Source organism: Pseudomonas sp. CCI3.1 (assembly GCF_034313985.1).
Taxonomy (GTDB): Bacteria; Pseudomonadota; Gammaproteobacteria; order Pseudomonadales; family Pseudomonadaceae; genus Aquipseudomonas; species Aquipseudomonas psychrophila.
This window is the reverse complement of record NZ_JAVIWO010000001.1, coordinates 4,629,418-4,641,183: the sequence shown is the minus strand read 5'-3', so window position 1 is coordinate 4,641,183 and position 11,766 is coordinate 4,629,418. Positions and strand designations below refer to the sequence as shown.

Below are 11,766 nucleotides of genomic sequence, written 5' to 3'. Positions count from 1 at the left end.
CAGCGGCTACAAAGACTCAAGCGGCTACTGCTTAGCGCAGCAACGCTTCAATATCCGCCTTGAGTGCCTCTGGCTTGGTAGTCGGGGCATAACGCTTGATGCTTTTACCATCGCCACTGATCAGAAACTTGGTGAAGTTCCACTTGATGCCCTGCGAGCCCAACAACCCCGGCGCGCGCTTCTTGAGCTGGGCAAACAGCGGGTGAGCTTGACTGCCATTGACGTCCACTTTTTTGAACAGCGAAAACGTCACGCCAAAATTCAACTCGCAGAATTCAGAGATGGCCGCTTCATCACCCGGTTCCTGCTGCCCGAACTGATTGCACGGGAACCCCAGAATCACCAACCCCTGGTCCTTGTATTGCTGCCACAAGGCTTCGAGCCCCTTGTACTGGGGGGTAAATCCACATTTGCTCGCGGTATTGACCACCAGCAACGCCCTTGCCCCGAAGTCCGCCAGGGTTTTGGATTCGCCGCCCAGCGTGATGCATGCAATATCGAGCAGATTGTCGTTCATGACGGCGCCTCAATAATTAGTCGCGGGGAGCAAGGTCCAGGCACACCGAGTTGATGCAATAGCGCAGACCGGTGGGTGGCGGACCGTCGGGGAACACATGGCCCAAATGCGCATCACACTTGGCACAAACCACTTCGGTACGCACCATGCCGTGGCTGACGTCACGGATCTCGACCATCGCGCTCTCGCCAATCGGCTCGTAGAAGCTGGGCCAGCCGCAACCTGAGTCAAACTTTGCGCGGGAATCAAACAACGGTTCCTTGCAGCAAATACAGTGGTAAACACCGTCCGTTTTAGTGGCGTTGTATTTGCCCGAAAACGGACGTTCAGTACCCTTCAGGCGGCACACGTTGTATTGCTCGGGATCGAGCATGGCCTTCCATTCGTCCAGGGTTTTGGTCAACTTTTCCATGGTTCTGCCTCTGCAACTGAAAAACCCCGATCGGTGGCTTTTCCAGGGGTCGGGTGGCACGTATGATTGCGCCTCGTTAAACGCCAGTCTGGCATCGCCCTAGTGTCCTGTCTCGAAAATACTGATCCATTTTGACGGCGTCTGTTATCAACAATGGACCGTATTTGTAAGACAGGACACTCGCCGCATTCAAACGGACTCTTGAAGCAAACCGGTGTTAGCCACTGTGTGAAAACACAGAATTTCCCAGAGCCGTGGTCATCACATTGCCTGGATCGTTCATTTTCGGGATCACATCGCCATGCAGGTCAGCAAATCAAACAAGCTCGCCAACGTCTGTTATGACATTCGCGGCCCAGTGCTCAAGCACGCCAAACGCCTGGAGGAGGAAGGTCATCGCATCCTCAAGCTGAATATCGGCAACCCGGCCCCCTTTGGTTTTGAAGCGCCGGACGAAATCCTTCAGGACGTGATCCGCAACCTGCCGACCGCCCAGGGCTACAGCGACTCCAAAGGTCTGTTCAGCGCGCGTAAGGCCGTGATGCAGTACTACCAGCAAAAGCAGGTGGAAGGTGTCGGCATTGAAGACATCTACCTGGGCAACGGCGTCTCCGAGTTGATCGTGATGTCGCTGCAAGCGCTGCTCAACAACGGTGACGAAGTCCTGGTGCCAGCACCTGACTACCCGCTGTGGACCGCTGCCGTGACTCTGGCCGGTGGCCACCCGGTGCACTACCTGTGCGACGAGCAAGCCAACTGGTGGCCTGATCTGGAAGATATAAAAGCCAAGATCACCCCCAACACCAAAGCCATGGTCATTATCAACCCGAACAACCCGACGGGTGCGGTGTACTCCAAGGAAGTGCTGCTCGGCATGCTGGAGATTGCACGCCAGCACAACCTGGTGGTGTTTTCGGATGAGATCTACGACAAGATCCTTTATGACGACGCCGTGCACATCTGCACCGCTTCGCTGGCCCCGGACGTGTTGTGCCTGACCTTCAACGGCCTGTCCAAGTCATACCGGGTCGCGGGTTTCCGCTCGGGCTGGATCGCTATCTCAGGCCCCAAGCAAAACGCCCAAAGTTACATCGAAGGCATCGACATGCTGGCCAACATGCGTCTGTGCGCCAACGTACCGAGCCAGCACGCCATCCAGACCGCACTGGGTGGTTACCAGAGCATCAATGACCTGGTACTGCCGAATGGCCGGCTGCTGGAGCAGCGTAACCGCACCTGGGAATTGCTCAACGATATCCCCGGCGTAAGCTGCGTGAAGCCAATGGGCGCGCTGTACGCATTCCCGCGTATCGACCCAAAAGTGTGCCCGATCCTCAACGACGAAAAGTTCGTCCTGGACCTGCTGCTCTCGGAAAAACTGCTGGTGGTTCAAGGTACGGCGTTCAACTGGCCATGGCCTGACCACTTCCGCGTCGTTACCCTGCCCCGTGTTGATGAACTGGATATGGCCATCGGCCGGATCGGTAACTTCCTGAAGACATACCGTCAGTAATTTCTGAGCATGCTGTGCGACCAATGAAAAGTCGCACAGCATGTGTCTGATGAAACATTCTTCACGCACCGCCGTTCCCGACCTGCAGCTTCCGTCAAAAAACCAAAAAAATCGGAAAAGCCCTTTATTTACTGGCTTTCGGTGGAACTTTTGCCTAAAAAAAATGCTCATTCACATTAGGAAATGTCAGGTACATCACTAGAATCTGCCTGTAGGACACAGTTTGAAATAGTCACCCGGTTGAATAGCCCGAGGCGGCACCTTATATACCCGCATACGGCAACACCCTTAAGACGAGGAGATTCTTACAACCATGATGCGCATTCTGCTGTTTTTGGCCACTAACCTGGCGGTCGTGCTGATTGCCAGCATCACCCTGAGCCTGTTCGGCTTTGACGGGTTCATGGCGGCCAACGGGGTTGATCTGAACCTCAGTCAGCTGTTGGTGTTCTGTGCGGTCTTTGGTTTTGCAGGGTCTTTGTTCTCGCTATTCATCTCCAAATGGATGGCGAAGATGAGCACCAGCACCCAGGTGATCACTCAACCTCGTACTCGTCACGAACAATGGTTGATGCAAACTGTTGAGCAACTGTCCCGCGAAGCCGGGATCAAAATGCCCGAGGTGGGGATTTTCCCGGCATATGAAGCCAACGCCTTTGCCACGGGCTGGAATAAAAACGATGCGCTGGTCGCTGTCAGCCAAGGTTTGCTGGAGCGTTTTTCACCCGATGAAGTAAAAGCGGTACTGGCTCACGAAATCGGCCACGTTGCCAACGGTGACATGGTGACCCTGGCACTGGTGCAGGGCGTGGTGAACACCTTCGTCATGTTCTTTGCCCGGATCATCGGCAACTTTGTCGACAAGGTGATTTTCAAGAACGACGAAGGCCGTGGCATTGCCTACTACGTCGCGACCATCTTCGCTGAACTGGTCCTGGGTTTCCTGGCCAGCGCCATCGTGATGTGGTTCTCGCGCAAACGCGAGTTCCGGGCTGACGAAGCCGGTGCTCAGCTTGCTGGTACAGCGGCCATGATCAGCGCCCTGCAGCGCCTGCGCTCCGAACAGGGCCTGCCGGTTCACATGCCGGACACCATGGCGGCTTTTGGGATCAACGGCGGCCTCAAACAAGGCCTGGCGCGGATGTTCATGAGCCACCCGCCACTGGAAGAACGTATCGATGCACTGCGTCGCCGCGGCTAACCCCACGGCAACCAAAGAAAAGGGCGACTGAGGTCGCCCTTTTTTATGGGCACCGTATTCAGGCCTTGCCGGTTTTTTCCAGGCGATAGACGCGCTCCACCAGACGCGTCACACCGCCCTTGAGGAACTTCCATTCCTGGTCGAGTACATCCGGCTGCTCGACGACCTCCAGCGCCCAGTCAGGCGACAGCAGGCGCTGTACTTCGGCGTCCGGCACTGAGAACGGCGGCCCCTTCATTTGCGACTGGTCGTAGTCGAGCGTGATCAAAAGCCCCTTGCACCCCGGGACAAGAATTTCCGTCAGATGTCGAGCGTAGGCCTCTCGCATGTCAGGAGGAAACGCGATCATAGCCGCACGGTCATACAGCCCCACACAGGTGGAGACATCGGCTGCCGTCAGTGCAAAGACATCACCGCACAAGATCGTCACTGGGCCCGCCTCGTACACCGTGAAGGCGCCCCGCTGGCTAATCTGTGGCTCGACCTTCTGCTCACTGAAAAACTGCTCCACAGCGGTCTGCGTCAGCTCCACGCCCAGCACTTCAAAGCCGCTGGCCGCCAGCCAGCTCAAATCAAGGGTCTTTCCACATAACGGCACCAGCACACGGCCACCCTGCTCAAGCTCAAGCAGGGGCCACAGGCGCTGAAGATAGGGATTGACCTGTTCCAGGTGAAAGCCGATCTGATTGCGGTCCCAACGGTCGTGCCAAAATTCGGGCTGCATGATTCACCTTTAAATTCGATAGATAAGCACTAAAACTTATATTGGATTTAGATCAATGATCAGGATGAAGATGAGGCATCTTAACCTTGAGGATGTTTTTAATGCTTCCCAGCCTGTTCATCTCCCACGGCTCGCCAATGCTAGCACTGGAACCGGGCGCCAGTGGCCCGGCGCTCACACGTCTGGCCAACGAACTGCCCCGCCCGAAAGCCATCGTGCTGGTTTCCGCGCATTGGGAAAGCCCAGACCTCAGGGTCGCGAGCCATCCAGCACCAGAAACCTGGCACGACTTCGGTGGTTTTGCGCCTGCATTGTTTGCCGTGCAATACCCTGCCCCCGGGGATCCGGCGCTGGCCGCCCGCATTGTTCAACTGCTTGCAGACAAAGGCTTACCGGCCCGGCTGGACGCCAACCGCCCTTTTGACCACGGTGCCTGGGTGCCACTGTCATTGATGTACCCGGCAGCCGATATTCCTGTGGTGCAGGTTTCACTGCCCAGCCAATTGGGCCCGAAAGCCCAGACCGAGATAGGACGCGCCCTGGGCACCTTGAGAAATGAAGGAATCCTGATCATCGGCTCGGGCAGCATCACCCACAATCTGCACGAACTGGACTGGCACGCGGGCCCTGAAAGCATCGAGCCCTGGGCCAGGGAGTTCCGCGACTGGATGATCCAAACCCTGGCCAGTGACGACGAATCGGCGCTGCACGACTACCGAACACTGGCGCCCTACGCAGCCAAAAACCATCCCAGCGATGAACATCTGCTGCCACTGTACTTCGCCCGAGGCGCAGGTGGCCCGTTCAGCATTGCCCATCAGGGCTGGACACTGGGTGCTCTGGGGATGGATATCTATAGATTTGGTTGAATCCGGGCCCATTCCTCGGCAGCGACTACAAATCACGGACAAAAAAAATCCCCGAACCAGTCGGGGATTTTTTTAGCGATCAATCACAGCAAGCGGTGATTAATCTTCGCGATAGCGACGCAGCTTAAGCTGCTTGCCAGCAACGCGGGTGTCTTTCAGTTTGGCCAGCAAACTTTCCAGACCCACTTCCGGCAGCTCTACCAGGCTGAAGCTGTCACGCACCTGGATGCGACCGATTGCTTCACGTGCCAGGCCACCCTCATTGAGGATAGCGCCCAGCAGGTTCTTGGCGGCGATACCATCACGCGCACCCAGAGCGGTACGGCAACGAGCACGGCCTTCGGCCAATGGAACCGGAGCACGACGCTCACGATCACCACGATCAGGACGGTCACCCGAACGCTCGGATGAACGCTCACGCGGTGCACTGTTAGGAACCAGTGGACGGTCACGTTCGATGGCAGCCAAAGTCAGAGCCTGACCATTGGTTGCTTTGCGCAGCAGAGCAGCGGCCAGAGCACGTGGGCTGCAACCGATATCGGCAATCAGGCGATCCAGCAGATCACCGTGAGTCGATTCAGCGTCAGCAACCAGAGGCGTCAGGCTGTTGGTCAACTTCTTGATGCGGGCATCGAGAACAGCTTGAGCATCCGGCAGGCGGACTTCAGCAACCTTTTGACCGGTTACACGCTCGATCACTTGCAGCATGCGGCGCTCACGAGGAGTTACCAGCAGCAGTGCGCGACCTTCGCGACCTGCACGGCCAGTACGGCCGATACGGTGAACGTAGGACTCTGGATCGTAAGGCATGTCAACGTTGAACACGTGAGTGATACGTGGAACATCAAGACCACGAGCAGCAACGTCGGTCGCAACAACGATGTCCAGACGGCCATCCTTGAGGGAGTCGATTACGCGCTCACGCTGGTTCTGAGCAATGTCACCGTTCAGCGCAGCAGCTTTGTAGCCTTTGGCTTCAAGGGCACTGGCCAGATCCAGGGTCGCTTGCTTGGTGCGTACGAACATGATCAGGGCGTCGAAATCTTCAACTTCCAGCAGGCTCAATACAGCCGAGGTCTTCTGGTCAGCGTGAACCAACAGGTGAGCCTGTTCGATCGCGGTAACGGTCTGAGTCTTGGTCTGAATCTTCACGTGTTGCGGATCGCGCAAATGGCGCTCAGCAATGGCACGGATAGACTGCGGCAAGGTTGCCGAGAACAACACGGTCTGACGGGTTGGAGGAAGAGCCTTGAAGATAACTTCAAGATCGTCCATGAAACCCAGTTTCAACATTTCGTCAGCTTCGTCCAGAACCAGGTGGTTCACGGTCGACAGAACTTTTTCGTCACGACGCAAGTGGTCGCACAGACGGCCCGGAGTGGCGACAACGATCTGTGCGCCATTACGGATTGCTTTCAGTTGTGGACCCATAGGGGCGCCGCCGTAAACGGCCACAACGGTAACACCAGGCATTTGCTTGGCGTAGGTTTCGAAAGCGGTTGCTACTTGCAGCGCCAACTCACGGGTTGGCGCCAGGATCAGGGCTTGCGGCTCGCGCTTAGCAGGATCGATGCGGTGCAGGATCGGCAGTGCGAACGCGGCGGTTTTACCCGTACCGGTTTGCGCCTGACCAATCATGTCGTGACCGGCCATAATGATCGGGATCGATTGATGCTGAATAGCCGAAGGTTCTTCGTAGCCAGTCGCGATGACAGCTGCAAGAATGTTCGGATTAAGATTAAAAGCGGCGAAGCCGCCGGTTTCCTGGGTCATGGGTCTGCCTCTAAGTGCATCCGCAAAGACCCATGCTCCAAAGCTGCGCATGCCGTGTAAGACTCAAGAGTCGCCCTGGCTGCTTTGTCGGCGGGGATTTGCGAAAACGTTAAATGAATGGAGCGTTCAGGGTTGTCCGCGAAACGGACGAGCAGCCGAAGCGTGCTTCGGGAAATGCGACACCTAAACGTGGCCCGGCTAAAGGCCGGCGCGCACTATACCGGATTTATCAAAAAAAAGAAGCGTTTTTTTGGGATGCAATCGTCTGTACCCCTCTATAGACCGGGCTTTAACGATATTTTCGTCCTCAAAAAAACGTTTAACGCCTGACCACCTTGGGGCAAACGCTAAAACGTTTCATCCGTGAGCATCAGGTTGCAGGGCGAACGGCCTTGATCAGTGACTCAAGCGAGTAGCCCAAACGCGGTGCCAGAGCCTGCGCCCGGGCGGTCAAGGCGTCGATATCCAGATCCTGATCAAGATCAGCAGGGACCATCAGAATGACATTGCCCTCTTTGACGGGCAGCTCCCAGTAGTGCCGGTGATACAAGCCGCGCAACAAGGCAGCCCCCAGGGGCTTGCCATCATCGGTGGCCCACTGATTGATGATGAGCCAGCCATTGGGAGCGAGCTTCTTTTGGCAGTTCTCCAGGAATGTCCACGCCAGGTGACCGGCTGCAGGCCCCAGATCGTTATAAAGGTCGACGAAAATCAGGTCCGCCGGCTCGGCACTGTCCAGCAGTTCGATCGCATCGCCAATGCGGATATACAACCGAGGGTCATCGTCCAATCCCAGGTACTCGATGGCCAGGCGCGGCACATCCGGGCGCAGTTCGATGGCTTCAACATCTTCTAGAGGCAAGAACTTGAGGCAGGCCTGGGTCAGGGTGCCGGCGCCAAGGCCCAGGAACAGCGCGCTCTCGGGGGCCTCATGGCACAGCGCACCAATCAGCATGGCGCGGGTGTAGTCATACTCCAGCCAGCTGGGATCCGCAGTGAACACGCAACTTTGCTCGATCGCATCGCCAAATTCGAGGAAGCGATAGTCAGCCACCTCCAGCACTCGAATCATGCCGAAATCATCATGGACTTCAGCGAGCAGACGCTCTACGCGCTCCTCAGACATTTCCTCTCCTTGCCGCGCCCCGGCATCACCCGCAACGCTGTAGAAAACAACCACTCGATGTCGAGCGCAAAGGCGCAATTGTCGGCCATTGCGGCGCAACAGGTCACGCACTAATTTGCTGCTAACATGAGTCATCTCCTACAAACACTAGAGTCTGCGATGAGCCAAATCTGGACACCTGACAGCTGGCGCGCCCTGCCGGCTCAACAACAACCTCACTACCCTGACGCCGCACATCTGTTACGCGTCGAGCAAAGCCTGGCGAGTTACCCGCCACTGGTATTTGCCGGCGAGGCCCGCGAATTGCGCCGACAGTTTGCTGAAGTCACTCAAGGTAGGGCGTTTCTGCTACAGGGTGGAGATTGCGCTGAGAGTTTTGCGGAGTTTTCGGCAGCCAAGATTCGCGACACCTTCAAAGTCCTGCTGCAAATGGCCATTGTCATGACCTTCGCGGCAGGCTGCCCGGTGGTAAAGGTTGGACGCATGGCCGGGCAATTCGCCAAACCGCGCTCGGCCAACGACGAAACCATCAACGGCGTCACGCTACCGGCCTATCGCGGCGACATCGTCAACGGCATCGGCTTCGATGAAAAAAGCCGGGTACCCGATCCAGAGCGTTTGTTGCAGTCCTATCACCAGTCCACCGCCACCCTGAACCTGCTGCGCGCCTTTGCCCAGGGCGGTTTTGCCGACCTGCATCAGGTACACAAGTGGAATCTGGACTTTATCGCCAACTCGGCGCTGGCTGAAAAATACAGCCAACTGGCTGACCGGATCGACGAAACGCTTGCCTTTATGCGTGCCTGCGGTATGGACAGCTCGCCACAACTGCGCGAAACCAGCTTCTTTACCGCCCACGAGGCCCTGCTGCTGAACTACGAAGAAGCCTTCGTGCGCCGCGATAGCCTGACCAACGATTACTACGATTGCTCCGCGCACATGCTGTGGATCGGCGACCGCACCCGTCAGCTGGACGGCGCCCATGTCGAGTTTCTGCGCGGGGTCAACAACCCGATCGGGGTCAAGGTCGGCCCAAGCATGAACAACGAAGACCTGATCCGCCTGATCGACATCCTCAACCCGGACAACGACCCTGGCCGTCTTAACCTGATCGTGCGCATGGGTGCCGACAAGGTGGGCGATCACCTGCCGCAGCTGATCCGCGCCGTAGAAGGCGAAGGCAAGCAGGTGCTGTGGAGCTGCGACCCGATGCACGGCAACACCATCAAGGCCAGCAGCGGCTACAAAACCCGTGACTTTGCGCAGATTCTTGGCGAGGTGAAGCAGTTCTTCCAGGTTCACGAGGCTGAAGGCAGCTACGCCGGCGGGATTCACATCGAGATGACCGGCCAGAACGTCACCGAGTGTATCGGCGGCGCCAACCCGATTACCGAGGATGGCTTGTCGGACCGCTACCACACCCACTGCGACCCGCGCATGAACGCCGATCAGTCCCTGGAGCTGGCGTTTTTAATTGCCGAGACGCTAAAGCAAGTTAAACGCTGATCCACCACCTTGCGGATGAAACTCTTGTGGGAGCGGGCTTGCTCGCGATGCAGACACCCCGGTGCCTCAAGACAAAGCGGGTTGATGCCATCGCGAGCAAGCCCGCTCCCACAGGTCGGTTGAGGTGAGTCCGTCTCACTTGTTGAACGGATCGTCCCAAAAAGCCCGATGGCTTTCGATCTCGATATCCGCCCTGCTCAGCCCAAGATCCTTGAGCGCCGCATCACTGATCTGCCTCAGATTCGCCCTTTCCCGCGACAGTTGATACCAGCGGGATATACGGGCAAACCACATCACACTTTTTCGACCTTTCATCACTTGAGCCCTCCTGGGGTATGGCTCAAGTCTCGGCCCGGGCTTAAGATCAATCCAACGAATGTTTCTTATGCGATACATCTGCGAGATTGATCAATGGCCGAATTCCCCAGTATCGACACTGACCTGCTGCGCACCTTTGCCGCGATCGCCGATCATGGTGGTTTCACCCGTGCCGCCGAAGTGGTCAACCGCACCCAGTCAGCGGTCAGCATGCAGATGAAGCGACTGGAAGAGGACGTACTTCAGTGCGCGCTGTTTCAGCGCGAAGGGCGCAACGTAAGCCTTACCCCCGAGGGCCACGTGCTGCTCGGTTACGCACGACGCATCCTCAAGCTGCACAGCGAAGTGTTCAACACACTGCGTCAGCCGCAAATGGTGGGCACCGTCAAAATCGGCTCGCCTGATGATTACGTGATGCGATTTTTGCCTGGCGTGCTGTCGCGTTTTGCTCAGGACTACCCGCTGATCAATGTCGAAGTGCACTGTGAACCGTCATCGCAACTTTTGCAGCGCAATGACCTGGACCTGACCATCGTGACCCGCAAACCTGGCACCGAGATGGGCCAGATCCTGCGTCAGGAGCGTTTCGTGTGGATGGTGGCCCAGGGCTTCTCGCCCCACGAACAAACGCCCTTGCCACTGGCAATGTTCAATACCGACTGTTTTTGCCGGACCTGGGCCTGCAATGCGCTGGATATCCAGCAACGCGAGTATCGGGTTGCCTACACCAGCGCCAGCCTGGCCGCCATCAATGCCGTGGTGAGCACCGGGCTGGCGGTGACCGCCCAGTTGCAAAGCCTGCTGACGCCCGACCTGCGCATTATTGGCGAAGCAGAGAACCTGCCCGTGCTGCCCTCCGCCAGTATTGTGCTGCTACGCAAACCCAACAGTGTGTCGTCGCCCATCATTGAATGCTTTGCCGAGTACATCGTCGAAGGCTTTAAGCTTTAATCGCCAGCAAGCCCGCACACAGCAACAAAAAGGCGCAGTACAGGCCACGCAATATCCGCTCCGGCATGGCGTGGGCGACCTTGACCCCCCAACTGATGCTCAACAGTCCGCCGATGGCCAGCGGCACACCCATGACCCAGTTGACCTCGTCATGCACCGCGTACGTCAGCAACGTAACCGCAGTGCTGGGCGCAGCAAGGGCCAGCGACAGGCCCTGAGCCACCACTTGAGTAGTGCCAAACACACTGGTCAGCACGGGGGCCGCCACAACGGCCCCGCCGACACCGAACAGCCCGCCCGTGGTGCCCGCCAGGGCGCCCAGCGCGCCATACCAGGGCCAACCGTAGCGGGCGCCTGCAGTCGGTTGAGCAGGCGAGCGATACAGTTTGATCAGGTTGTAAAGGGTAATCGCCAGCAAAAAGCCGATGAAGCCCCAGCGTATGCTGCTCGGGTCCACACCTACCGCGAGCATTGCCCCCAACCAGGCAAAACAAAAACTCATCACCACCAATGGCACAGCCTGACGCAGATCGATTTTGTTGCGCTGGTGATACCGGTACAAAGCGAGAAACACATTGGGGACCGCCATGACCAGCGCAGTGCCTTGCGCCAATTGCTGATCCAGCCCGAACCATAATCCCAACACAGGGATCGCGATCAAGCCGCCGCCAATCCCGAACAACCCGCCCAGTGCACCCAGGGCGAGCCCCAGCGCTGTGTACATTGCAAAATCAATCAGCATTACAGCCCCTCTTTATGATCGCCCATGCTAACCAGTCCCCTACGCCGGGCAAAGCTCTAAACCGAGGCTTTTTGACAGGCAAAAAAAAGCCCGACCATATGACCGGGCTTTTTT

General features: G+C 57.3%; 12 protein-coding genes. 5 read left to right on the top strand and 7 right to left on the bottom strand.

Features of this window, described 5'->3' with window-relative positions:
• Positions 1 to 31: 31 nt before the first annotated feature.
• Both RGV06_RS21355 and msrB read right to left on the bottom strand, forming a co-directional pair.
• A complete protein-coding gene (locus RGV06_RS21355) occupies positions 32 to 517 on the bottom strand; it encodes a glutathione peroxidase (RefSeq protein WP_019827453.1) in 486 nt (161 codons plus the stop codon).
• Positions 518 to 533: 16 nt separating this feature from the next.
• Positions 534 to 929, bottom strand: coding sequence for a peptide-methionine (R)-S-oxide reductase MsrB (gene msrB / locus RGV06_RS21350; RefSeq protein WP_019827452.1), 396 nt, complete (start codon positions 927 to 929; stop codon positions 534 to 536).
• Positions 930 to 1,230: 301 nt separating this feature from the next.
• On the opposite strand from msrB, the gene RGV06_RS21345 reads away from it, so the two are divergent.
• Positions 1,231 to 2,442: a pyridoxal phosphate-dependent aminotransferase gene (locus tag RGV06_RS21345; protein WP_019827451.1), complete on the top strand. Its 1,212-nt coding sequence runs from the start codon at positions 1,231 to 1,233 to the stop codon at positions 2,440 to 2,442.
• Positions 2,443 to 2,755: 313 nt separating this feature from the next.
• Positions 2,756 to 3,643, top strand: coding sequence for a protease HtpX (gene htpX, locus RGV06_RS21340; protein WP_019827450.1), 888 nt, complete (start codon positions 2,756 to 2,758; stop codon positions 3,641 to 3,643).
• Between the two features lie 58 nt (positions 3,644 to 3,701).
• Here the strand turns inward: htpX and RGV06_RS21335 are convergent, their stop codons facing one another.
• Entirely contained in the window at positions 3,702 to 4,367 is a 666-nt protein-coding gene (locus tag RGV06_RS21335) for a thiopurine S-methyltransferase (RefSeq protein ID WP_019827449.1), read from the bottom strand.
• Positions 4,368 to 4,468: 101 nt separating this feature from the next.
• Here RGV06_RS21335 and RGV06_RS21330 point away from each other — a divergent pair, with 101 nt between their 5' ends.
• A complete protein-coding gene (locus tag RGV06_RS21330; protein ID WP_019827448.1) occupies positions 4,469 to 5,236 on the top strand; it encodes a DODA-type extradiol aromatic ring-opening family dioxygenase in 768 nt (255 codons plus the stop codon).
• 99 nt (positions 5,237 to 5,335) lie between these two features.
• On the opposite strand, the gene RGV06_RS21325 is transcribed toward RGV06_RS21330, so the two are convergent.
• Both RGV06_RS21325 and RGV06_RS21320 read right to left on the bottom strand, forming a co-directional pair.
• On the bottom strand, positions 5,336 to 7,009 hold the full coding sequence (locus RGV06_RS21325; RefSeq protein ID WP_019827447.1) for a DEAD/DEAH box helicase: 1,674 nt from the start codon (positions 7,007 to 7,009) through the stop codon (positions 5,336 to 5,338).
• Positions 7,010 to 7,379: 370 nt separating this feature from the next.
• The gene (locus RGV06_RS21320) at positions 7,380 to 8,135 is read right to left on the bottom strand and encodes a spermidine synthase (protein ID WP_019827446.1); all 756 of its coding nucleotides are present in this window, start codon (positions 8,133 to 8,135) and stop codon (positions 7,380 to 7,382) included.
• A gap of 159 nt (positions 8,136 to 8,294) precedes the next feature.
• Here RGV06_RS21320 and RGV06_RS21315 point away from each other — a divergent pair, with 159 nt between their 5' ends.
• A complete protein-coding gene (locus RGV06_RS21315) occupies positions 8,295 to 9,641 on the top strand; it encodes a class II 3-deoxy-7-phosphoheptulonate synthase (protein ID WP_019827445.1) in 1,347 nt (448 codons plus the stop codon).
• Positions 9,642 to 9,776: 135 nt separating this feature from the next.
• On the opposite strand, the gene RGV06_RS21310 is transcribed toward RGV06_RS21315, so the two are convergent.
• Complete coding sequence (locus RGV06_RS21310; protein WP_019827444.1) at positions 9,777 to 9,956, bottom strand: DUF1127 domain-containing protein; 180 nt, start codon at positions 9,954 to 9,956, stop codon at positions 9,777 to 9,779.
• A gap of 96 nt (positions 9,957 to 10,052) precedes the next feature.
• Here RGV06_RS21310 and RGV06_RS21305 point away from each other — a divergent pair, with 96 nt between their 5' ends.
• A complete protein-coding gene (locus RGV06_RS21305) occupies positions 10,053 to 10,910 on the top strand; it encodes a LysR substrate-binding domain-containing protein (RefSeq protein WP_019827443.1) in 858 nt (285 codons plus the stop codon).
• Here RGV06_RS21305 and RGV06_RS21300 read toward each other — a convergent pair.
• Positions 10,900 to 11,652, bottom strand: a complete 753-nt coding sequence (locus RGV06_RS21300) for a sulfite exporter TauE/SafE family protein (RefSeq protein WP_322151222.1) — start codon at positions 11,650 to 11,652, stop codon at positions 10,900 to 10,902. The genes RGV06_RS21305 and RGV06_RS21300 overlap by 11 nt on opposite strands.
• Positions 11,653 to 11,766: the final 114 nt, after the last annotated feature.